We start from the raw sequence: 21890 nt of genomic DNA, 5'->3' as shown, positions 1-21890 counted from the left end.
AAGTCTTATTCGTCCAGAGCTGTCTGGATGTCGCTGCGCAACATCCCAATGACCTCGAGCAACTGCGGCCATTGCCTGCCCAGCGCCTGCCCCTGCCGCTCCTTGACCAGCACCTCCAGCTCGATACAGGCCTTGGCCAGGGGCAAGGCGTCGATCAGGCAACACACCCCCTTGAGCCGATGCAAAGTGCCTCCCAGGCGCCCCCAATCCTGCACGACCAAGGCCTCTTCCAGCGCCTGCTGCTCTTCGCCAAGGTTGCGCAACAACTCCTGCAACATGCGCTGCAGCACGTGCTCGTCGGCCTGGGTCATGCCGCGCAAGGTCTGGATGTTGAATGATGGCGACGGCAGGAATCGGGCGAGCGACTGGGCCAACTGATCCAGGGTCACCGGCTTGACCAGCAACTGATCCATCCCCGCACGCTCGCAACGCTCTCGCTCGTCTTCGAAGGCATTGGCCGTGCAGCCGATCACCGGACAGGGCGCACGCCCTTCCTGCGCCTCGATCTCGCGGATGGCCTCGGTCAGGGCGTAGCCACTCATGCCCGGCATATTGCAATCGGTCATCAGCACATCAAAGGTCCCGGAGCGCCATTGCTGCAGCGCCTCACGGGCGTTGCCGCAGGCCACGACCCGATGCCCGAGAAACATCAATTGCTGGCTCAGGACCATGCGATTGGCGCTCAAGTCATCCACCACCAGCACGTCGATACTGCGGCTCGGCGGGCGCTCGGCAGGCGGCGAGGCTGGCGGATCGAGATCCTCGCTGACCCGCTCCAGATACAGCTCGATCACTACAACGGTTCCGGCCCCCGGCTCACTCAGCAGTTGAATGCGCCCGCCCATCAACTCGGTCAACTGCCGGCAGATGCTCAGACCCAATCCGGTACCACCGTAGGTCGAAGAGGTCATGGCATCCGCCTGGACAAAGGGCGTGAATATCTTCGCTTGCTGCTCGGCACTGATCCCCGGGCCGGTGTCCGCGACGCTGATCCGCAGACACGGGATGCCAGACTCATCGAGCTGGCGCTCAACCGTCACCCGCACCTCACCTTCAGCGGTGAACTTCAAGGCGTTGCTCAACAGGTTGTGCAGGACCTGGCGCAGGCGCAAGGGATCAAAGAGATAACGCCCCCGGGCCTCCTCATTGAACACCAGTTGCAAATGCACTCCCTGGTTGCGTGCGGTCACCTCAAAGAGCTGCCGAACACTCTCGAAAAACGGCTTGAGGGCGGTGACCTGCGGCACCAACTGCATATGACCAGCCTCGATCTTGGCCAGATCAAGGCTGTCCCCCATCAGACTGATCAACTCCTGGGCAGACTGATAGGCCACCCGCAGGGCCTCGGAGAAGGGCGCACCCCGCATCCCGGCCTGCTCCTTCTCCAGTTCCAGCAAGCCAATGATCGCGGTCATCGGCGTGCGGATCTCATGACTCATGGTGGAGAGAAAAGCGCTTTTCGCGGCATTGGCCTGATCGGCAGACTGACGCGCCTCCACCAACTGGTTCTCCAGACGCTTGCGCTCGGTGATATCGATCCAGCCACCCAGCAAGCCCTGCAGGCGGCCCTCGGCGCTGTAGAACGGAACCGTCCATTGATAGGCATGGATCGACCCGTTGCGCGTCTCCACCTGGCGGTCGGCGAACACCGATTCCTCGGACGCCAGCAACTGCATGATCTCGCCATGCAGCTGGCGAGCGGTGGCCGCAGGCAACAGATCCAGCTCTGGCAGTTGTCGCCCCTGAATCAACGCCAGGCTCGTCCCCAACTGCTGTTCATAACTCTTGTTGCAGGTGATCAGGCGCCCCTCCAGATCACGGACAAAGATCGGGTTGGGAATGCCGTCAAGCAGGGCCCGCATGAACACCAACTGATCATTGAGCCGCTGCTCGGCCTGCAATCGCTGCTGAATCTGCAGCTTGAGCCGACTGCTCCAGGCCAGGGAAATCAGACCGAACAGCAATGCGGTGGAAATGGCCCAGTACACCCAGGTCGGCACCCGCTGCCAGACCGGCATCGGCACCGGGGTGGCCCCCAGCCATTTGAGACGGATGGCGCTGAGCTCCGCCACCGGCAGCGCCTCCAACGACTTGTTGAGAATACTCAGCAGCTCGGGCTGATCCTTGCGCACGGAAAACTCGTCGGCGGACCAAGTGCCTTCAACGCTGCGCCCCACCCGGAGCCCATCGTCAGCCGGCCCCAACCCAAGCGCCTGGACCTGGACCTCGTTCTGAATGGTGGCCAGGGCTTCACCACTGCTGACCAGGGCCCGAGCTTCCTCATAGCTGGCAACGCTGCGCAGTCGGATGTCGGGATAGTTGCGCCGGATGTAACTCTCAAGGGTATGCCGCGCCGGCAACGCCAGTACCTCACCGGCCATCTGCTCCAGGCTGCTCAGGCGGCGATCCTCGGGGCGCACGACAAAGACCCAGGCAGCACCACCAAAGGCATGGGAGAAATTCAGGAACAACCGCCGGTCTTCACTGGCCGTGAGGGTCGAGTTCATCTGCGCCTGCCCACTCTCCAGCCACTCCAGGGTCTGTGCTGTGGAAAGGCTCTCCTTGTGCACAAAATGCAGGCCGGTCATGCGCGCGATACGGTTGAGCAGATCGATGTTCAGTCCAGCCCAGCGCCCCTCCTTGTCCTTGAACACGTTGGGCGGGTACTGCTGGGACGCCACCATCACATGGGGATGCTGGAGAATCCAGGCCTGCTCCTCGGCGCTCAGTTCGATGCGCTCACCGGAGATGTTCGCCCCCAGGCCGGTGGTCCAGCGGGCCTGTATTTCCCGCTGCAGGGATTCGTCGATGCTCTGCAGTGCCTGCTCCAGCATGCCTGCCAGCAACGCGTTGTCGTCACGGGTGGCAAAGGCGAAGCCGGTCGACGGCAAGCGGCTTTCATCCTGGATATGCACAGCCAGATAAGGGCGCAGGGCCTTGTAGGCACGCACGATGATCTCATTGCCGATAAAGGCGTCGGCGTCGCCCTGGTTCAATGCCTCAAGGCCGCTGTAGAGGTTGGGCGAGAGCATGATCTGACTGTTCGGATACGCCGCATGAACCTGTTCGGCGTTGGCATACCCGTCCAGTAACACCAGCTTCTTTCCGGCCAGATCATCACTGGGGCTCGACCCGTCACGGCGCACCACCACCACGGCCCTGTCGGGCATGTAGTCACTGGTGAAGCGCAGCCCAGAGAGGCCCCGCTCATAGCCATTGGCGCTGGTCAGAACATCGATGGTGCCGTTGCGCAGCGCTTCGACCGCCTGCTCACGCTCGGAAAAACCCAGGACTTCCATGGCCACGCCCAATCGCTCGCCCACCAGGCTGAGGTAATCGGCGCTGATGCCCTGATAGCGATTGCGGTCCCGGGTGATGTCAATGGGCTGGTAGTCATCAATGGCAATCCCCACCCTCAGGCGTGGATGCGTCGCCAGCCATTGACGCTCGGCGGGCGCCAGGGTCAGAGGGTCCAGCTCGACGAACGCCGGCACCAGTTTGAAGGGCAGATTCTTCGCCGTACCGGCCAGCGCCATACCCCAGAGCAGGGCCCAGGCCAGCAGGCCCAGCAATAGCAGGCCCAAGGCGCGCCGCACCCTGTAAGTTTGACGAAGCATCATCCGGGCCTCCCTGCCCCTGGCGGGCCAAGCTTGTGCATGAAAAAACAAAGCCCGTCAGGAGACGGGCTTCGTGGGACGACAAGACCAAGGGATCAGAGGGGCTTGCCACGATTGCCGTGCTGGCTGACAAAAGCCTGCACCGCTTTCAGGTCATTGGCCAGTACTGTGCAGCGCTCTTCACGCTGGAACAGGTCGGACAAGTGCGCTGGCAGCTCCAGGGACTTGCCGATACCGGCCTTCTCCACAGCTTCCGGGAACTTGACCGGGTGCGCGGTGCCCAGAATCACCATCGGCGTATCCAGGCTGCGACGGCACTCGCGAGCCGCCTTGACCCCGATCGCGGTGTGCGGGTCCAGTATCTCGCCGGTCTGCTCGAACACCTCGGCAATGGTTTCGCAGGTCTGCTCGTCGTTCACCGCCAGGGAATCGAACAGCTTGCGCGCTTCGGTCCAGCGATCTTCGTCGACGCTGAAGCCGCCGCCCTGCTTGAAGCTGTCCATCAGGCCGGCCAGGGCCGCGCCGTTGCGACCGTGCAGGTCGAACAACAGGCGCTCGAAGTTCGACGAGACCATGATGTCCATGGACGGCGACAGGGTCGCGTGCAGGGTTTCCTTGACGTACTGATTGCCGCTCATGAAGCGGTGCAGGATGTCGTTGCGGTTGGTGGCGACGATCAGTTGGCTGATCGGCAGGCCCATGTTGCGCGCCAGGTAGCCGGCGAAGATGTCGCCGAAGTTGCCGGTGGGCACCGAGAACGCGATGGAACGCGCCGGGCCGCCCAGCTGCAGGGCCGCGTGGAAGTAGTAGACGATCTGGGCCATGATCCGCGCCCAGTTGATCGAGTTCACCGCCACCAGGCGGGTGCCCTTGAGGAAGCCTTGATCAGCGAAGCTGGCCTTGACCATTTCCTGGCAGTCGTCGAAGTTGCCTTCGATGGCGATGTTGTGGATGTTCTCGCCGAAGATGGTGGTCATCTGCCGGCGCTGCACTTCCGAGACGCGGTTGTGCGGGTGCAGGATGAAGATGTCGACGTTGTCACAACGCTTGCAGCCTTCGATCGCCGCCGAACCGGTGTCACCGGAGGTGGCGCCGATGATCACCACGCGCTCGCCACGCTTCTCCAGCACGTAGTCCAGCAGGCGACCCAGCAGTTGCAGGGCGAAATCCTTGAACGCCAGGGTCGGGCCGTGGAACAGCTCGAGCACCCACTCATTGCCATTCAGCTGACGCAGCGGCGCGATGGAACTGTGGGAGAAGGCGCCGTAGGTTTCTTCCAGGATCTTCTTGAAGTCGGCGTCCGGAATGCTGCCGGTGACGAACGGGCGCATGACCCGGAACGCCAGCTCGTGATACGGCAGGCCGGCCCAGGAAGCGATTTCCTCCTGGGTGAAACGCGGCAGGTTCTCTGGCACATAGAGACCGCCATCGCTGGCCAGACCTGCCAGCAACACATCTTCGAAATTCAGGGCCGGTGCCTGGCCACGAGTACTGATATAGCGCATGGGGACAAACCTTCGGTTTGAGCCTCAAGCTGCAAGCTGCAAGCTGCAAGTCAACGCCGGATCTGCCGTGACTTGCCACCTGAGGCTTGCAGCTTGTAGCTGCTTCGATTAATTCAAATGTTCGACGCGGATACGGACCACTGGACCGACAACACCCTGCAGGGCTTCCAGGGCGGTGATCGCATCGTTGATGTGCTGCTCCAGAACACGGTGGGTCAGCAGGATCATCGGTACCAGGCCGTCCTGCTCTTCCACTTCCTTCTGCATGATCGATTCGATATTGATCCCGCGCTCCGAGAGGATGCTCGCGACCTGGGCCAGTACGCCCGGGTGATCCTTGGCCTGGATGCGCAGGTAGTAGGCGCTTTCGCAGGACTCGATCGGCAGGATCGGGTGGTCCGACAGCGAGTCCGGCTGGAAGGCCAGGTGCGGCACGCGGTTTTCCGGGTCGCTGGTCATGGCGCGAACCACGTCCACCAGGTCGGCCACTACCGAGGAGGCGGTCGGTTCCATGCCGGCGCCAGCGCCGTAGAACAGGGTCGAACCCGCAGCATCGCCGTTGACCATCACCGCGTTCATCACGCCATTGACGTTGGCGATCAGGCGATCGGCAGGGATCAAGGTCGGGTGCACCCGCAACTCGATACCGGCTTCGGTGCGGCGTGCCACACCCAGGTGCTTGATGCGATAGCCCAGGGCTTCGGCGTAGTTCACGTCAGCGGTGGTCAGCTTGGTGATGCCTTCGGTGTAGGCCTTGTCGAACTGCAGCGGGATACCAAAGGCGATGGACGCCAGGATGGTCAGCTTGTGCGCAGCATCGATGCCTTCCACGTCGAACGTCGGGTCGGCTTCGGCGTAACCCAGGGCCTGGGCTTCGGCCAGTACGTCTTCGAAGGTACGGCCTTTCTCGCGCATTTCCGAAAGGATGAAGTTGCCGGTGCCGTTGATGATCCCCGCCAGCCAGTTGATACGGTTGGCCGAAAGACCTTCACGGATCGCCTTGATCACCGGGATGCCACCGGCCACTGCGGCCTCGAAGGCCACGATCACGCCCTTCTCCTGGGCCTTGGCAAAGATTTCGTTGCCGTGGACGGCAATCAGCGCCTTGTTCGCGGTGACCACATGCTTGCCATTCTCGATGGCCTTGAGCACCAGTTCGCGAGCCAAGGTATAGCCGCCTACCAGCTCGATGACGATATCGATTTCAGGGTTGGTGGCCACGGCGAAGACATCGTTGGTAATCGCAATACCGGTCGTCTGGAACTGGGGCTTTGGCGTACGGGTAGCAATCTGCGCTACTTCGATTCCACGCCCGGCACGCCGAGCAATCTCCTCGGCGTTGCGCTGAAGTACGTTTAAGGTACCGCCACCGACAGTACCCAGCCCACAGATGCCTACTTTGACCGGATTCACTCTGAACTCCCCATAAAACGGCCGACTCAAGGTCGGCCGTGGAAAACAGCCGCAAACAGCGCGGCTCTCTATTAATGGCCCGTCGGTCGCAACCGCCGGGCCATGATCGTCAAAGGCTAGCGTGACGATGCAGGATTATTTCGCACCCAGCGCCAGTTTGGCGATCTGTGGTGCTGGCTGGTAGCCCGGAATCACTTGGCCGTCGGCCAGGACGATGGCCGGCGTACCGTTGACGCCGATCGACTGCCCCAGGGCGAACTGCTTGGAAACCGGGTTGGCGCACTTGGCCGCCTTGATTTCCTTGCCGTCGACCATCTTGTCCATGGCGGCTTTCTTGTCCGCCGAGCACCAGACTGCTTGCAGCTGTTCGTCACCCGGCGAGCCCAGGCCCTGGCGCGGGAACGCAACGTAGCGCACTTCAACGCCCAGCTTGTTCAGCTCGGGCACTTCAGCGTGCAGCTTGTGGCAGTACGGGCAGGTGGTGTCGGTGAACACGGTGATGTGGGTCTTGGTCTCGCCGATGGCCGGATAGACCACAGTTTCCGCGACCGGGATGCCGTTGATCAACTTGGAAATGCCCAGACGCTCGGTTTTTTCCGTCAGGTTGACCGGCTTGCCGTCCTTGAGCTGGAACAGATAGCCCTGGACCACGAACTGGCCGTCGGCGCTGGCATACAGCACTCGACTGCCCTTGAGCTTGACCTCATACAGGCCGGCCAGGGGACTGGCGGTGATGCTCTCCACCGGCGTATCGAGCTGCAGAGTCTCGAGGCTTTTGCGAATGGCTTTATCGGCACTGTCATCGGCCATGGCGAAGGTGCTGAGCAGCGCCAGGGAGGCGGCGGCAAAAATCTGGGTCAAACGCATGGGAACTCCTGAAGGCGGGCAAATGGGCAACCTGGAGCGATCGCCATGGCAATCGCTCGCAAACAGCCGTTTTGCAAACCGGCAAAGCCTATCACATCTGTTTGCCGGCACCGACTACGGGCGACGCAAAGCGCCTTCCGAAAGCCAAATCAGCCCCGCGGGTGATGCTTGGCGTGCAAATCCTGCAGACGGGCACGGGCCACGTGGGTATAGATCTGAGTGGTGGACAGGTCACTGTGCCCCAACAACATCTGCACCACCCGCAGATCGGCGCCGTGATTGAGCAGATGCGTGGCAAAGGCATGGCGCAGAGTATGGGGCGACAGCGACTTGCCAATGCCGGCCACCTTGGCCTGGTGCTTGATCCGATGCCAGAAGGTTTGCCGGGTCATCTGCTCGCCACGCAGGCTGGGAAACAGCACATCGCTGGGCCGCCCTCCCAGCAACTCGCCCCGGGCGTCACGCATGTAACGCTCGACCCAGACAATCGCTTCCTCGCCCATGGGCACCAGGCGCTCCTTGCTGCCCTTGCCCATCACGCGCAACACGCCCTGACGCAGGTTTACCTGCTCCAGGGTCAGGCTGATCAACTCGGTGACCCGCAAGCCACAGGCATATAGCACTTCGAGCATGGCGCGATCACGCTGGCCGATGGCTTCACCGAGGTCCGGCGCCGCCAGCAGCGCCTCGACATCCGCCTCCGACAGTGACTTGGGCAGTGGACGCCCCAACTGCGGCATATCGATCTGCAGGGTCGGGTCGACCTCGATCAGCTTTTCTCGCAGCAAGTAACGATAGAACCCACGCAACCCTGAGAGAAATCGCGCCGTCGAGCGGGGCTTGTAAGCCTGCTCAACACGCCAGGCCAGGTGATCAAGGATCAACTCGCGCCCGGCCCGCGGCAACTCCAGCCCCTGCTCCTGCAACCAACCATTGAACAATGCCAGGTCACTGCGATAGGCATCACGGGTGTTGTCGGACAGGCCTTTCTCCAGCCACAGGGCATCGAGAAATCGGTCGATCAAGGGGTGGTCAATGGCGGGCATAAACACTCGAAAGGCGCGATCCAGGGGCCACGCGCAAAAAAATAGTGAACTGTGCAGAGGGTCGCTAGTCTTTCATAGCCAGCCATTTCAAGGAACAGGGTGCATTGATGAGCGAACAACAGATTTTGCTGGCCTTCGGCGGCATTGGCGTCGCCGCGCTGGGCTGCCAATGGTTGGCCTGGAGACTGAAACTGCCGGCCATTCTGTTCCTGCTGCTCAGCGGCATTCTCGCCGGCCCGATACTGGGCTGGCTCGATCCCCAGGAGATGTTCGGCCCGTTACTGATGCCCCTGGTCTCCCTGGCTGTGGCGCTGATCCTGTTCGAAGGCAGCCTGACCCTGCACCTCTCGGAATGGCGGGAGATTGGCAACGTAGTGCACCGCCTGGTGACGATCGGCGCCCTGTCCACCTGGGCTGTGATCACCCTCGCCACTCACTGGCTACTGGGCTTCGACTGGATGCTGGCCCTGCTGTTCGGGACCTTGACCCTGGTCACCGGGCCGACAGTGATCGTGCCCATGTTGCGGGTCGTGCGCCCCAAAGCCTCGATCGCCAACATCCTGCGCTGGGAGGGCATCGTCATCGACCCGATCGGTGCGCTGCTGGCGGTGGTGGTCTACAGCTTCATTATTGCCAGCGCCGCCGGCGAGGGCCTGAGCCACAGCCTGCTGACCTTTGCTGGGGTGATCCTCTGTGGCGGGCTGTTCGGCATCGTCGGTGGCTGGGTCCTGGGCAGCATCATGCGGCGCCAATGGTTGCCGGAATACCTGCACAACCTGGCGACCCTGGCGGCGGTGCTGGGGATCTTCATTGCCTCCAACCAGGTGATGCATGAATCCGGGCTGCTGGCGGTGACGCTGATGGGCATGTGGATGGCCAACATGAAGGGCGTGGACGTGCGACATATCCTGCACTTCAAGGAAAACCTCAGCGTGCTGCTGATTTCCGGGCTGTTCATCCTGCTGGCGGCGCGCCTGGACCTCAAGGCGCTGATTGCCCTGGGCCCGCTGGTGCTGATTCTGCTGCTGGTGATCCAGTTCATCGCCCGACCACTGAATGTTTTGCTGTCCACTGCAGGATCGAGTCTCAACTGGCGCGAGCGTGCCTTGCTGGCCTGGATCGCACCGAGGGGGATTGTGGCGGCGGCGGTTTCGGCGATTTTCGCCATACGCCTGGATGAGGCCGGGCATCAGGGTGCACTGCTATTGGTGCCACTGACCTTCGCCGTGATCATCGGCACGGTGGTCCTGCAAAGCGCCACCGCTCGTCCGTTGGCGCGCCTGCTGAAAGTCGCGGAACCCGCCCCCAGCGGCTTCCTGATCGTCGGCGCCAACGGCCCGGCACGCACCATTGGCAAGGCCTTGCAGCAGTTGGGCAGCCGAGTGCTGCTGACCGACTCCAGCTGGGAGAACATCCGCGCCGCGCGCATGGAAGGCCTGCCCACCTATTTCGGCAATCCGGCCTCGCAGCACGCCGATGCGCACCTGGATCTGGTGGGATTGGGGCATCTGCTGGCGCTCTCACCTTCAGGCGAACTCAACACCCTGGCGGCCATGCGCTTTCGTCACGACTTCGGCCATCAGCGCCTGTTCGCGCTGGCCAACAGCCAGGAAAGCCGGCGCACCGACAAGCACCGAGCCAGCCATGAACACCGCGGCCAGCTCCTGGGCAGCGAGGCCCTGACCTATACCAAGCTGGCCAGCCTGCTGGGCCAGGGCGCGGAGCTGTACAGCACAAACCTGACCGAAGCCTTTGACTGGGACGCCTACCAGACGTTGCACGGCGAACGCGCGACCCTGCTGTTCGCCCGCGATGGCAACGGCTGGGTACATGTTTTCACCCCGGAAAGCAGCCTCAAGCCGGCGGCAGGCTGGACCCTGCTGGCCCTGATCCAACCCGAGTCCCTCTAACCACAACCCCCTCGTAGGAGCTGGCTTGCCAGCGAAGAGGCCCGAGCCCCCATTCGCCGGCAAGCCGGCTCCTACGCCGCGAACCCTGGAAGCACCGGCACCGGGCGCTTGTCGTCGTCGATGGCGACAAAGCTGAACAAGCCATGGATGGCCTTCTCCCGACCATCACAGCTCATGCTTTCGACAAACACCTCGACCTCGACCTTGAGGCTGGTATTGCCCACCTTCACCACTCGCCCCACCAACTCGACAATCGAACCAGCGGCGATCGGATGATTGAAATCGATCCGGTCAGTGGACACTGTCACCAGTGGCAGCCGACAGAAACGCGTGGCCGCGATAAACGACACTTCGTCCATCCAGGCCAGGGCGGTGCCGCCAAACAGAGTGTTGTGGTGGTTGGTGGTGGACGGGAATACCGCCTTGGTCACGCGGGTCACCGAGAGCTCGGTGCGGCGCTGAATTTCTTGCTCGCGAGGGGACATGGATCGACTGCCTGAAACACTAAGAAGGGATAAATGACGGGCAACAAAAAAGCAGCCCGTAGGCTGCTTTTTTCTGCATCGGAAGCTGGACTTAAGCCAGTTTTTCCTTGATGCGAGCTGCTTTACCCGACAGGTCACGCAGGTAGTACAGCTTGGCTTTACGTACGTCACCGCGACGCTTGACAGCCATGCTGTCGATTTGCGGGCTGTAAGTCTGGAAAGTACGCTCTACGCCAACACCGTTGGAGATTTTACGAACGGTGAATGCACTGTTCACGCCGCGGTTACGCTTGGCGATTACAACGCCTTCGAATGCCTGCAGACGGGAACGATCGCCTTCCTTCACTTTCACCTGAACGACAATGGTGTCGCCCGGGGCAAAGGCTGGGATCTCTTTGGTCATCTGCTCTGCTTCGAGTGCAAGGATGATTTTGTTGGTCATGCTGTGCTCCTAAGGTAAATCGTCGGATCTACCATCGATACGTTGTTAACTATCGTCCCGCTCGCGGAGATATTCCTCGAGCAGCTTCTTCTCTTCTCCAGAAAGCGAGCGGCTTTCCAGAAGATCGGCGCGTCGTTCATAGGTCCGACCAAGGGACTGCTGTAAACGCCAACGCCGGATGTGTGCGTGGTTGCCACTTAGCAACACGTCGGGAACACGCTGATCCGCATACACCTCCGGTCGGGTGTAGTGCGGGCAATCCAGCAGACCGTCCGTGAAGGAATCTTCCTCCGCGGAATCCACATGCCCTAAAGCTCCGGGCAGCAGTCGCGTAACCGCATCAATCAGGACCATCGCCGGCAGCTCGCCACCGGAGAGTACATAGTCGCCAATCGACCACTCTTCATCGACATGAGCCTCAATAAAACGCTCGTCAATGCCTTCATAGCGACCGGCAATCAGGATCAATGCATCCTCATTCGCCAACTCGCGTACCGCCGACTGATTCAGTTGACGGCCCTGGGGCGACAGGTAAATCACCTTCGCACCCTCCCCGGCTGCATTTCTGGCCTGAACCAGCGCATCCTCCAGGGGCTTGATCTTCATCACCATGCCTGGACCACCGCCAAACGGGCGATCGTCTACAGTGTGATGTCGATCCGTGGTGTAGTCTCGCGGATTCCAACAGGTGAGCTGCAACAGCCCCTGTTTCACCGCGCGGCTGGTTATGCCGTACTCGCTGATGGCGGAAAACATCTCGGGAAACAAACTGATCACTTCTACGCGCAAATTAGCCACGCTTAGAAGTCCGCGTCCCATTCCACCTTCATCTCGCCCGCGGCCAGGTCGATGGCCAACACGCATTGCTCGGTATAGGGCAACAGGCGTTCGCGATCATCCAGGCTGCCAGCGCAAGGCTTGACCACCATTACATCATTGGCGCCGGTTTCCAGAAGATGATCGATCTTCCCGAGCAATTGCCCGAGTTGGTCAATAACCTTCAGACCTTCCAGCTGGTACCAGTAGTACTCGCCGTCGGTCAGTTCAGGGAACAGGTTGCGCGGCACGCAGATCTCGTAACCGGCCAGAAGACGAGCTTCTTCACGATCATCAAGACCCTTGAGCTTTGCGACCAGGAATTTGTCATTCCCGCGTCCGCTGACCAGCTCAACCTGTTTCACGCTACCTTCGCGCTTGAGCGTCCAGGTTTTGTAGTCCAACAGGTTTTTAATTGGATCAGTAAAGGAGTAAACCTTCACTTCGCCGCGAACGCCGTGAACAGAATAGATTTTGCCGATAACGATCAAATCATCAGCAGGAGCAGGCGTCGCGTTCATAGGGTTCAGGCTGCAGCCTTAGCCGATTCCTTCAGCAACTGAGCAACACGCTCAGAAGGCTGTGCACCAACGCTCAGCCAGTAGGCTACGCGCTCTTGGTTCACGGACAGGCGGATTTCTTGACCACGAGCGATCGGGTTGAAGAAACCAACTTGTTCTTTGTGCGAACCGTCACGTGGGTTACGGCTGTCGGTCACGGTCAAGTGGTAAAACGGGCGCTTTTTGGAGCCGCCAAGGGCAAGACGGATTGTTAGCATGTGAACATCGTTCCTGTAGTCGGTGCTGCAAATCTAAATGCACAGCGGGCATGGGTGCCCGAAAGGCCGCATATTCTAAGGAATATCCGGACTTTTGCAAATGTCTTTTTCCGGCGCCTATCGGCTGCCACTCAGATTTGCTATGGAGCCGTTGCAAGCAACAGCGGGTCAGCGCGCCTCAAGTAGAGGTTTGCTGGAGATTCCACGTCCCCGTGGAAAAGCGCCGACATGACTGCCGGCGCAGATTCTTTACATTTTCGGCATGCCGCCGCCGGGCAACATACCGCCCATGCCGCGCATCATCTTGGCCATCCCGCCCTTGGCGGAGAACTTCTTCATCATCTTCTGCATCTGCTTGTGCTGCTTGATCAAGCGACCGATGTCCTGCACCTGGGTACCGGAGCCCATGGCGATCCGACGCTTGCGCGAACCGCTGATCAGCTCAGGGTCGCGGCGCTCGGCCGGAGTCATGGAATTGATGATGGCTTCCATCTGCTTGAACTGCTTCTCTGCCGCACCCTGGGCATTGCCCATCTGCGCCAGGTTCACCCCGCCGATGTTCGGCAGCTTGTCCATCAGGCCGCCGAGGCCGCCCATGTTCTTCATCTGTTGCAGCTGGTCGCGGAAGTCTTCGAGGTCGAAGCCCTTGCCCTTCTTCAGTTTTTTAGCAAGCTTGTCGGCTTTTTCTTTATCGAGGGTCTGTTCGGCCTGCTCGATCAGACTGAGCACGTCGCCCATGCCAAGGATGCGCGAAGCGATACGCTCAGGATGGAACGGCTCAAGCGCCTCGGTCTTCTCGCCCATACCGATGAACTTGATCGGCTTGCCAGTAATGGCCCGTACCGACAGTGCTGCACCACCACGGGCATCACCGTCGACCTTGGTCAGGATCACCCCGGTCAGTGGCAGCGCATCGCCAAAGGCCTTGGCGGTGTTGGCGGCGTCCTGGCCGGTCATGGCGTCGACCACGAACAGGGTTTCCACCGGCTTGATCGCGGCGTGCAAGGCCTTGATCTCGCCCATCATCTCTTCGTCGATGTGCAGGCGACCGGCGGTGTCGACGATCACCACATCGATGAACTTGAGCCGGGCTTCTTTAATAGCCGCTTCGGCGATGGCTACCGGCTTCTGGCTCAGGTCCGATGGAAAGAAGGTCACGCCGATGTCATTGGCGAGCGTTTCCAGCTGCTTGATCGCCGCCGGACGGTAGACGTCCGCCGACACCACCATCACGCTCTTTTTCTTGCGCTCTTTAAGGAAGCGCGCGAGCTTGCCGGCGGTAGTGGTCTTACCGGCACCTTGCAGGCCGGCCATCAACACTACAGCGGGTGGCACCGCACTGAGGTTCAAGTCCTCGTTGGCCACACCCATCAGGCTTTCCAGCTCGGCCTGGACAATCTTCACGAAGGCCTGGCCCGGGGTCAGGCTGCGGGACACTTCGGTGCCGACTGCACGTTCCTTGACCGAATTGACGAAGTCCTTGACCACTGGCAGGGCGACGTCGGCTTCGAGCAACGCCATGCGCACTTCGCGCAGGGTGTCTTTGATGTTGTCTTCGGTCAGCTTGGCCTTGCCGGTGACATGGCGCAGCGTCTGCGAGAGACGGTCGGTTAGGTTTTCAAACATGCTCGATCCTTTCAGGCCCAAGGTAGACCGGGGTAATGGCGGCCCAGAGCGTAATAAACAAGTGCTCGATGAGCCTGCGGCGTGGGCAGGGCGCGGATTATAGCGAAGACTGTGCGTGGCGGACACCTCGCCGTCTGCTTGCGTGGTCTTTCAGGGCTGTGGGTTCTATGCCAAACTCAGCGACTTTCGGGCCTGCCTAACAGGATTTATGCTCCCCTTGTCACCCAGTTTGCTACCCACCCTCGCCGCCGCCGTCCTTTATGCCGCTGCGACCTTCTATCAAGGCTCCCGCCTGGCCACAGGCGCCAAGGCGAACAAGCGCCTGCTGGTTACGCTCGGCGTCCTGGCCCTGCTCGCCCATAGCGCCAGCCTGCTGACCCACCTGATGACCCCGGTCGGCCTGGGCCTGGACTTCTTCAGCGCCGCCAGCCTGATCGCCGCCGCCGTCATCGCCCTGACCCTGCTGGCCTGCTCGCGCATTCCCGTGGAAAACCTGCTGGTGCTGTTGTTCCCACTCGGCGCCCTGACTGCCCTGCTGGCGCAGTTCGTGCCCACCGGGACCGTACCGGTGATTGATGAAGAACCTGGGATTCTCGCCCATATCCTGCTGTCGATCCTGGCCTACGGCATGTTCACCATTGCGGTGTTCCAGGCCTTGCTGCTGCTGGTGCAGGATCACCAACTGAAGAACAAGCACCCGTCCGGGCTGATCAGGAACTTTCCCCCACTGCAGACCATGGAAAGCCTGCTGTTTGGCTTCCTCTGGGCCGGCTGGACCCTGCTCTCGCTGTCGCTGATCTCCGGCTGGCTGTTTGTCGAGAACCTGTTTGCCCAGCACCTGGTGCACAAGACCCTTCTGGCCTGCCTGGCCTGGGTGGTATTCAGCGTGCTGCTGTGGGGCCGCAATCGCCTCGGCTGGCGCGGACACAAGGCGATTCGCTGGACCCTCGCGGGCTTCTGCCTGCTGATGCTCGCCTACTTCGGCAGCAAGCTGGTTCGTGAATACATCCTGCATATTTGACGACCGGCCATGACCGACTCTCTGCCCTCCGGGCCCATGCTCGCGGTAATCGCCCTGCTCATTGTCTGGTCAGGCCTGTTCACGGCCATCGATGCTGCACAATTGCATCTGCTGACCCTGCGCAGCCATTCGCGCTCGGGTGACAAGCCGGCTGCAAGGCTGGCCTTCCCCAAGGAAAGTCTGATTCTGTGCAATACCTTGTGCCGAGTCCTGGCGGTGATCATCAGCACCTTGCTGGCACTGTTCTACTGGGCGGAAAACGGCCCCTGGCTGGCGTGCCTGATCAGCACCTGTGGCCTGCTGGTATTGGCCGAATACCTGCCCCGGACCCTCGCCGCGCGGTACCCGGAAGGCACCTTGAGCTTCGGCAACAGCCTGTTGGCCATTCCGATGAAGATCATCTATCCCCTGGCATGGCTGCTCAACGCCATCAGCCAGCTGCTGTTGCGGCCCTTTGCCGCCAAAGCCAGCGCCGTCAAGCACAGCGACGACGACCCAGCACTGCAGGACGACGAACCCGCCCCCCAGGAGCACCATGCCCTGTCCGGCATCCATGCCCTGGACAACATCACCGTCAATGACATCCTGGTGCCCCGCAGCGAAGTGGACGGCATCAACCTGGACGACCCGATCGAAGAGATCATCGCCCAACTGCGCCTGAACAAACGCACGCGCCTGCCGGTGTTCCACAGCGACATCAACCAGGTCGAAGCGGTGCTCAACACCCGGCAGATCCGCCACCTGCTGCCCGACGCCAGCCTGACCAAGGATGCGCTGCTGGCGGCCTGCCACGAGCCCTATTTCGTTCCAGAAAGCACCCCACTGCAGTTGCAATTGCTCAATTTCCACAAGCAGCAGCGACGCCTGGGCATGGTGGTGGACGAATACGGCGAAGTGCTGGGCATCGTCACCCTAGAAGACATCCTCGAAGAAATCGTCGGCGAGTTCGAAAGCGAGCACAGCCTGGATAATCCGCACATCCACCCTCAAGCCGATGGGCGCTACGTGGTGGAAGGTGCGGCATCGATCCGCGAGCTGAACAAGAGCCTCGGCTGGCACCTGCCCAGCGATGGCCCCAAGACCCTCAACGGCCTGGTCACCGAAGCCCTGGAAACCATTCCCGACAGCGCCGTGTGCCTGAAGATCGGCCGCTACCGCCTGGAGATTCTCGAAACCGAGGAAAACCGCGTCAGCCGCGTGCTGATCTGGCACACCAGCAGCGTTCCCGCCATCACCTGACACTCACCGGCATCCCTTGCAGCCGCTCATATCCTGCCATTGGGCGGGCGCTACTCCGTTCGCCTGGAAGCGCCAGGAAGCGCCTTCCCGACCTTATCGCAGCCTGCGACAGCGGCTACCGTTTCAGCCCCCCGTTTTAGCCCTTGTTGGATCGTTAGGGGCCTTTCTATAATCGGACGGCTTATCCAAGCCCCGCAGTCCCGCGTGCTACCCGCACTCAGCGCGATCCTGCACGCCATAGCCGCTACCGTTCGACGTTTCTCCCACCCCGAGAGACGACCGCGCCAAACCCACATCCCTGGGTGCTCGACCATAATAATTCGCTCCACTGGAGCACTGACTGTCAGGGATCTTCGCATGACGACCAGCACCGCCTACAGCGCCTCCGCGCCTGCTCAACCGACCAACTCCGCAACCCGCGTGGCCACCGCCAGCTTCATCGGCACCGCCATTGAGTTCTACGACTTCTACGTCTACGCCACTGCTGCCGCGCTGGTGATCGGTCCAGTGTTCTTCCCCCAGACCTCCGGCACCGCACAGATGCTCTCGGCCTTTCTGACCTTCGGCATCGCCTTTCTCGCCCGCCCCCTGGGCTCGGCATTGTTCGGGCACTTCGGGGACCGCGTCGGACGCAAGTCGACCCTGGTCGCTTCTCTGCTGCTGATGGGCGTGTGTACCACCCTGATCGGCGTACTGCCGGGATACGCCAGCATCGGTGCCTGGGCGCCGATCCTGTTGTGCGTACTGCGTTTCGGCCAAGGCCTGGGGCTCGGCGGTGAATGGGGCGGAGCCGCCCTGCTGGCCACGGAAAACGCCCCGGAAGGCAAACGCGCCTGGTTCGGCATGTTTCCACAACTGGGCCCATCCATCGGCTTTCTCGCCGCCAACGGCTTGTTCCTGGCGCTGGCCCTGGGCCTGGACGACGAACAGTTCCGCTCCTGGGGCTGGCGCATTCCATTCCTGCTCAGCGCGGCCCTGGTAATGGTAGGCCTGTATGTGCGCCTGAAGCTGCATGAAACCCCGGTCTTCGCCAACGCCGTAGCACGCCAGGAACGGGTGAAAATGCCGCTGGTCGAACTCTTCAGCCAATACTGGCTGCCGGTGTTGCTGGGCGCCTCATCGATGGTGGTGTGCTACGCGCTGTTCTATATTTCCACGGTGTTTTCCCTGAGCTACGGCGTCTCCACTCTGGGTTACAGCCGGGAAACCTTCCTCGGCCTACTGTGCTTCGCGGTGTTGTTCATGGCAGCAGCCACGCCGCTATCGGCCTGGGCCAGCGACCGCTTCGGCCGTAAGCCAGTACTGATTGTCGGCGGAGTGCTGGCCATCCTGTCCGGCTTCACCATGGAGCCATTGCTCACCCAGGGTTCCACCGCAGGCGTGGCGCTGTTCCTGTGCATTGAGTTGTTCCTGATGGGCGTGACCTTCGCGCCGATGGGCGCCCTGCTGCCGGAACTGTTCCCGACTCATGTGCGCTATACCGGTGCTTCGGCGGCTTACAACCTGGGGGGCATTGTCGGTGCCTCGGCGGCACCCTTCTTCGCCCAGAAACTGGTGGCGATGGGGGGCTTGAGCTGGGTCGGCGGCTATGTTTCGGGGGCGGCGATCCTGAGTTTGATCGCGGTGCTGTGCCTGAAGGAGACGCGCAACAACGACCTCAATCGGGTCGGTTAGGAAGAGTATTCGCCGGCCAGCGCCTACAGATGGTGTGTAGAAGCCGGCCGGCGAATGGCTTTACAGCTCGACCACCACCGCCTGGGAAGCGCGTGTTGCCTTGGCCCGGGCAGCCTCGATCGACTCGTCACGCGCCAGGGCCACGCCCATGCGCCGCTGACCGTTGACTTCCGGTTTGCCAAACAGGCGCAGCGCAGTGTCCGGCTCGCTCAAGGCGGCGCCGAGATTGGCGAACGCGGTCTGGGTCGACTGGCCTTCCACCAGGATCACCGCCGAAGCCGAAGGCCCGAACTGGCGGATCAATGGAATCGGCAGGCCGAGAATGGCCCGCGCATGCAGGGCGAACTGCGACAGGTCCTGGGAAATCAGGGTCACCAGGCCGGTGTCATGCGGGCGCGGCGAGACTTCGCTGAACCACACCTGATCGCCCTTGATGAACAACTCCACACCAAACAGACCGCGGCCGCCCAAGGCCTCTGTCACTGCCTTGGCCACACGCTCGGACTCAGCCAGGGCTTTTGGGCTCATGGCCTGGGGCTGCCAGGACTCTTGATAATCACCCTTCTCCTGACGATGACCGACCGGAGCACAGAAAGTGGTGCCACCGACATGACGCACAGTCAGCAGGGTGATTTCGTAATCGAAGTCGATAAAACCTTCGATGATCACCCGGCCCTTGCCAGCACGCCCGCCTTCCTGGGCGTAGTCCCAGGCTTTCTGCACGTCGTCGACGCTGCGCAGCAGACTTTGGCCTTTGCCCGAGGAGCTCATCACTGGCTTGACCACGCAAGGGAAGCCCAGGTCTTCCACGGCCTTGCGATAGTCTTCGACGGTGTCGGCGAAGTGATACGGCGAGGTCGGCAGATCCAGCTCTTCAGCGGCCAGGCGACGAATGCCTTCGCGGTTCATGGTCAGCGAGGTCGCCCGTGCGGTCGGGATCACGGTGAAGCCTTCGGCTTCTAGCTCCACCAGGGTCGCGGTGGCGATGGCTTCGATTTCCGGCACGATAAAGTGCGGCTTCTCGGCTTCGATCACCGCCCGCAGGGCTGCACCGTCGAGCATATTGATCACGTGGCTACGATGGGCCACTTGCATCGCCGGAGCGTTGGCGTAGCGGTCCACGGCAATCACTTCAACACCCAGGCGTTGCAGCTCGATCACCACTTCCTTGCCCAACTCACCACAGCCACAAAGCAAGACGCGGGTCGCGGTTGGCGACAATGGAGTTCCGATACGAGTCATCTGAAGGTCCTCAAAGGAGCGGATCATCGAGGGCCGAGCGCCAGGCGGGCGACCCATGGGGAGAAAGAGCGCGGCATTTTACATGAACCGCAGGCCTTGGCTCAGCTAGCGCACGCGGCTTTGCGCAAACGCCAGGCCATGGCCAGCCAGACGACGGTGACCCCGGCGAACTTCGAACCCAGGGCGGTGAGAACCACCCCTGGAGTCAGCGCATCGATCATGCCAAAGAAGATAAAGGTATCCAGGGGAATGCTCAGGGCAGAACTGATCCACAGGCGGTCATGCAGGGGCCGCTTGGTGATGCTGAAAACCAGCCAGTCAATGCATTCCGAAACGGCGAAAGCGCTGGCACTGGCCAGGGCAATAGCTGGGTCAGAGGTCACGTAGGACAGCACCAGGGCGGCCAGCATGGCGACAATGGCGCCATGTCCGAAACGGGTCTGCACCATGTCGCGCAAGACAAACACCAACCCGCCCCAGGCCGACCAGATGATGTCCAGGTGCGGCGCTGTGGAAAAGGCATAGTTGGTCAGCACGACACTGCTGATATAGGCGATCAGGAAGAGCATGGGCTGGAAAGTACCTGTCAGGAAGGCGCACAGGTTACTTCAGGCGCGGGGGTTGGACCAAGAAAGTCCTGAGGTGCGTTGCGCTGGCAAGCCAGCGCCGCACAAACGCCTTGCAGGAGCAGCCCGGCCAGCGAGAAGACCGGATCAACCAGCCGAGCTGGACCCGATCATCCATAACAACCCGCTGGACTTGGCGCGCTCATGGCACAAGGCCAAGACCGTGCGCCGCTCACTATTGTCCATCCGACTCCAACGGGTGATTTCATCCACCGTGCGTTGGCAGCCGGTGCAGATGTCCTGCTCGTCCAGGGCACAGATGTTCACACAGGGCGAGGCGACGGGTCTTTCAGGGGTAATCATGGCTCTTGCTCAACCAGGTCTTGGGCATAACGCTGGGCATTATGAACGTAGTGGGCGGCGCTGGCTTCGAGCATTTTCTTCTGTGGCTCGGTGAGTTCACGCACCACCTTGCCCGGCGACCCCATGACCAATGAACCGTCAGGAATTTCCTTGCCTTCGCCAATCAGCGAGTTGGCGCCAATGATGCAGTTCTTGCCAATCTTCGCGCCGTTGAGAATCACTGCGTTGATGCCGATCAGGCTGTAGTCGCCCACCGTACAGCCATGCAGCATGGCGTTATGGCCGATGGTCACACCGGTACCGATGGTCAGCGGATAGCCCATGTCGGTATGCATCACGGTGCCGTCCTGAACGTTACTGTGCTTGCCGATCAGAATCAGTTCGTTGTCGCCACGCAGCACCGCGTTGAACCACACGCTGGCACCCTCCTCCAGCTTGACCTTGCCCACCAGCGTGGCATTAGGGGCCACCCAGCTCTGCGGATGGGTGTCGACTCGGGCGTCGCCCAGGCGGTATTTCATCTTATTGTCCTCATGGCTCAGGCAGCCGCGGGTGTATGCCATACGGGTGATGGCTTCAGCTATTGATAAAGTTTTTCGGCGGGTGATGCAGGCTGATCCTGGCGTCGTACAGCAGATTGACCAGCTCGACGATCATGATCGCGGTCAGGCCCCAAATCTTGTACTCACCAAAACGATAGCTGGGGACGTACCAACTACGGCCCTGGTAGTCGATGCGATGAGTGTGCTCACGCGGGTCCTGGCGAAAGAACTCCAGGGGCACGTTGAAAACGGCGGCGATCTCGGCGTCATTGGCCCGGTACTCGACATAATCCGGAATCACCCCGACGTAGGGCGTAACCTTGATCCCATGCAGGGAAATCAGTGGGCTCAGGGGACCGATGACCTCCACCAGCCCCGGCGGCAAGCCAATTTCCTCTTCGGCCTCACGCAGTGCGGTAAAAATCAGGTCCGGGTCTTCCGGATCGCGTCGACCACCCGGAAAAGCCACTTCACCGCCATGGGTCGAAAGCCCGCTGGCGCGCAGGGTCAGCACCAGCTCCGGTTCTTCGCTGCGGGTGATGGGCACCAGTACCGCAGCCTCGGGAAAACGTCGGTCGGTCTCCAGCGTACGCGGCGTGTAACGGCTTACCCGATGAAGTAGCTCGTCCAGCATGAGGCATCTCGATCTGTTGGCTACCGTGCATCATGCACCAATCCAATCAACCGCCCAACCCCCGGTCGTTCAACGACAACTTGCCGACAATGGGCCCGCCGCGC

Annotated in this window: 20 protein-coding genes; 4 read left to right on the top strand and 16 right to left on the bottom strand. The window is 61.3% G+C overall.

Going from position 1 to position 21890, the window contains the following annotated elements:
- Positions 1-5 precede the first annotated feature (5 nt).
- The 5 genes from GV818_RS16265 to xerD all read right to left on the bottom strand — a co-directional run bounded on the left by GV818_RS16265 (position 6) and on the right by xerD (position 8448).
- Positions 6-3620, bottom strand: coding sequence for an ATP-binding protein (locus tag GV818_RS16265; protein WP_161758034.1), 3615 nt, complete (start codon positions 3618-3620; stop codon positions 6-8).
- 92 nt (positions 3621-3712) lie between these two features.
- The gene (thrC, locus tag GV818_RS16260) at positions 3713-5122 is read right to left on the bottom strand and encodes a threonine synthase (RefSeq protein WP_161758035.1); all 1410 of its coding nucleotides are present in this window, start codon (positions 5120-5122) and stop codon (positions 3713-3715) included.
- Between the two features lie 108 nt (positions 5123-5230).
- Entirely contained in the window at positions 5231-6535 is a 1305-nt protein-coding gene (locus GV818_RS16255; protein WP_161758036.1) for a homoserine dehydrogenase, read from the bottom strand.
- A 135-nt stretch (positions 6536-6670) separates the two neighbouring features.
- On the bottom strand, positions 6671-7402 hold the full coding sequence (locus GV818_RS16250) for a thioredoxin fold domain-containing protein (protein WP_161758037.1): 732 nt from the start codon (positions 7400-7402) through the stop codon (positions 6671-6673).
- A 149-nt stretch (positions 7403-7551) separates the two neighbouring features.
- Positions 7552-8448 (bottom strand): site-specific tyrosine recombinase XerD, encoded by an 897-nt coding sequence (gene xerD, locus GV818_RS16245; RefSeq protein ID WP_161758038.1) that lies wholly within the window; start codon positions 8446-8448, stop codon positions 7552-7554.
- Between the two features lie 107 nt (positions 8449-8555).
- Between xerD and GV818_RS16240 the strand changes: the two genes are divergently transcribed.
- A complete protein-coding gene (locus GV818_RS16240; RefSeq protein ID WP_161758039.1) occupies positions 8556-10358 on the top strand; it encodes a cation:proton antiporter in 1803 nt (600 codons plus the stop codon).
- A gap of 71 nt (positions 10359-10429) precedes the next feature.
- On the opposite strand, the gene GV818_RS16235 is transcribed toward GV818_RS16240, so the two are convergent.
- The 6 genes from GV818_RS16235 to ffh form a co-directional block, all read right to left on the bottom strand.
- Positions 10430-10843, bottom strand: coding sequence for an acyl-CoA thioesterase (locus GV818_RS16235; protein ID WP_022642499.1), 414 nt, complete (start codon positions 10841-10843; stop codon positions 10430-10432).
- A gap of 91 nt (positions 10844-10934) precedes the next feature.
- The gene (gene rplS / locus GV818_RS16230; RefSeq protein WP_009047143.1) at positions 10935-11285 is read right to left on the bottom strand and encodes a 50S ribosomal protein L19; all 351 of its coding nucleotides are present in this window, start codon (positions 11283-11285) and stop codon (positions 10935-10937) included.
- Positions 11286-11330: 45 nt separating this feature from the next.
- The gene (trmD, locus tag GV818_RS16225) at positions 11331-12104 is read right to left on the bottom strand and encodes a tRNA (guanosine(37)-N1)-methyltransferase TrmD (RefSeq protein ID WP_178124942.1); all 774 of its coding nucleotides are present in this window, start codon (positions 12102-12104) and stop codon (positions 11331-11333) included.
- Positions 12086-12622, bottom strand: a complete 537-nt coding sequence (gene rimM, locus GV818_RS16220; protein WP_161758041.1) for a ribosome maturation factor RimM — start codon at positions 12620-12622, stop codon at positions 12086-12088. The genes trmD and rimM overlap by 19 nt, the downstream gene beginning before the upstream one ends.
- A 5-nt stretch (positions 12623-12627) precedes the next feature.
- On the bottom strand, positions 12628-12879 hold the full coding sequence (gene rpsP, locus GV818_RS16215; protein ID WP_161758042.1) for a 30S ribosomal protein S16: 252 nt from the start codon (positions 12877-12879) through the stop codon (positions 12628-12630).
- 249 nt (positions 12880-13128) lie between these two features.
- Positions 13129-14505 carry a signal recognition particle protein gene (ffh, locus tag GV818_RS16210; RefSeq protein WP_161776998.1) on the bottom strand — a complete coding sequence of 459 codons (1377 nt, stop codon included), beginning with the start codon at positions 14503-14505 and terminating at the stop codon, positions 13129-13131.
- A 208-nt stretch (positions 14506-14713) separates the two neighbouring features.
- Here ffh and GV818_RS16205 point away from each other — a divergent pair, with 208 nt between their 5' ends.
- From GV818_RS16205 to GV818_RS16195, 3 genes are all read left to right on the top strand, one after another.
- Positions 14714-15526, top strand: a complete 813-nt coding sequence (locus GV818_RS16205; protein WP_161758044.1) for a cytochrome C assembly family protein — start codon at positions 14714-14716, stop codon at positions 15524-15526.
- A 9-nt stretch (positions 15527-15535) separates the two neighbouring features.
- A complete protein-coding gene (locus GV818_RS16200) occupies positions 15536-16765 on the top strand; it encodes an HlyC/CorC family transporter (protein WP_161776997.1) in 1230 nt (409 codons plus the stop codon).
- Between the two features lie 357 nt (positions 16766-17122).
- Positions 17123-18439, top strand: a complete 1317-nt coding sequence (locus GV818_RS16195; protein WP_161776996.1) for an MFS transporter — start codon at positions 17123-17125, stop codon at positions 18437-18439.
- A gap of 60 nt (positions 18440-18499) precedes the next feature.
- Here GV818_RS16195 and purT read toward each other — a convergent pair whose 3' ends face one another.
- The 5 genes from purT to GV818_RS16170 all read right to left on the bottom strand — a co-directional run bounded on the left by purT (position 18500) and on the right by GV818_RS16170 (position 21786).
- Positions 18500-19681: a formate-dependent phosphoribosylglycinamide formyltransferase gene (gene purT, locus GV818_RS16190; protein ID WP_161758047.1), complete on the bottom strand. Its 1182-nt coding sequence runs from the start codon at positions 19679-19681 to the stop codon at positions 18500-18502.
- A 101-nt stretch (positions 19682-19782) separates the two neighbouring features.
- Entirely contained in the window at positions 19783-20250 is a 468-nt protein-coding gene (locus tag GV818_RS16185) for a preQ0 transporter (RefSeq protein WP_161758048.1), read from the bottom strand.
- A 144-nt stretch (positions 20251-20394) separates the two neighbouring features.
- Positions 20395-20610: a DUF1289 domain-containing protein gene (locus GV818_RS16180; protein WP_161758049.1), complete on the bottom strand. Its 216-nt coding sequence runs from the start codon at positions 20608-20610 to the stop codon at positions 20395-20397.
- Positions 20607-21131 (bottom strand): gamma carbonic anhydrase family protein, encoded by a 525-nt coding sequence (locus tag GV818_RS16175; protein WP_161758050.1) that lies wholly within the window; start codon positions 21129-21131, stop codon positions 20607-20609. The genes GV818_RS16180 and GV818_RS16175 overlap by 4 nt, the downstream gene beginning before the upstream one ends.
- 55 nt (positions 21132-21186) lie before the next feature.
- Positions 21187-21786: a CoA pyrophosphatase gene (locus GV818_RS16170; protein ID WP_161758051.1), complete on the bottom strand. Its 600-nt coding sequence runs from the start codon at positions 21784-21786 to the stop codon at positions 21187-21189.
- Between the last annotated feature and the right edge of the window lie 104 nt (positions 21787-21890).

Source organism: Pseudomonas sp. Fl4BN1 (assembly GCF_009908285.1).
In the GTDB taxonomy this organism is placed as follows: Bacteria; Pseudomonadota; Gammaproteobacteria; order Pseudomonadales; family Pseudomonadaceae; genus Aquipseudomonas.
The sequence above is the reverse complement of the archived record's forward strand: the minus strand, read 5'-3'. Positions and strand labels throughout refer to the sequence as shown.

Excerpts from the sequence above, each read along its gene's own strand:
- GV818_RS16265 (WP_161758034.1), bottom strand. The coding sequence starts at position 3,620 with ATGATGCTTCGTCAAACTTACAGGGTGCGGCGCGCCTTGGGCCTGCTA.
- thrC (WP_161758035.1), bottom strand. The coding sequence starts at position 5,122 with ATGCGCTATATCAGTACTCGTGGCCAGGCACCGGCCCTGAATTTCGAA.
- GV818_RS16250 (WP_161758037.1), bottom strand. The coding sequence starts at position 7,402 with ATGCGTTTGACCCAGATTTTTGCCGCCGCCTCCCTGGCGCTGCTCAGC.
- xerD (WP_161758038.1), bottom strand. The coding sequence starts at position 8,448 with ATGCCCGCCATTGACCACCCCTTGATCGACCGATTTCTCGATGCCCTG.
- GV818_RS16240 (WP_161758039.1), top strand. The coding sequence starts at position 8,556 with ATGAGCGAACAACAGATTTTGCTGGCCTTCGGCGGCATTGGCGTCGCC.
- GV818_RS16235 (WP_022642499.1), bottom strand. The coding sequence starts at position 10,843 with ATGTCCCCTCGCGAGCAAGAAATTCAGCGCCGCACCGAGCTCTCGGTG.
- rplS (WP_009047143.1), bottom strand. The coding sequence starts at position 11,285 with ATGACCAACAAAATCATCCTTGCACTCGAAGCAGAGCAGATGACCAAA.
- trmD (WP_178124942.1), bottom strand. The coding sequence starts at position 12,104 with ATGGGACGCGGACTTCTAAGCGTGGCTAATTTGCGCGTAGAAGTGATC.
- rimM (WP_161758041.1), bottom strand. The coding sequence starts at position 12,622 with ATGAACGCGACGCCTGCTCCTGCTGATGATTTGATCGTTATCGGCAAA.
- rpsP (WP_161758042.1), bottom strand. The coding sequence starts at position 12,879 with ATGCTAACAATCCGTCTTGCCCTTGGCGGCTCCAAAAAGCGCCCGTTT.
- ffh (WP_161776998.1), bottom strand. The coding sequence starts at position 14,505 with ATGTTTGAAAACCTAACCGACCGTCTCTCGCAGACGCTGCGCCATGTC.
- GV818_RS16205 (WP_161758044.1), top strand. The coding sequence starts at position 14,714 with ATGCTCCCCTTGTCACCCAGTTTGCTACCCACCCTCGCCGCCGCCGTC.
- GV818_RS16200 (WP_161776997.1), top strand. The coding sequence starts at position 15,536 with ATGACCGACTCTCTGCCCTCCGGGCCCATGCTCGCGGTAATCGCCCTG.
- GV818_RS16195 (WP_161776996.1), top strand. The coding sequence starts at position 17,123 with ATGACGACCAGCACCGCCTACAGCGCCTCCGCGCCTGCTCAACCGACC.
- purT (WP_161758047.1), bottom strand. The coding sequence starts at position 19,681 with ATGACTCGTATCGGAACTCCATTGTCGCCAACCGCGACCCGCGTCTTG.
- GV818_RS16185 (WP_161758048.1), bottom strand. The coding sequence starts at position 20,250 with ATGCTCTTCCTGATCGCCTATATCAGCAGTGTCGTGCTGACCAACTAT.
- GV818_RS16180 (WP_161758049.1), bottom strand. The coding sequence starts at position 20,610 with ATGATTACCCCTGAAAGACCCGTCGCCTCGCCCTGTGTGAACATCTGT.
- GV818_RS16175 (WP_161758050.1), bottom strand. The coding sequence starts at position 21,131 with ATGAAATACCGCCTGGGCGACGCCCGAGTCGACACCCATCCGCAGAGC.
- GV818_RS16170 (WP_161758051.1), bottom strand. The coding sequence starts at position 21,786 with ATGCTGGACGAGCTACTTCATCGGGTAAGCCGTTACACGCCGCGTACG.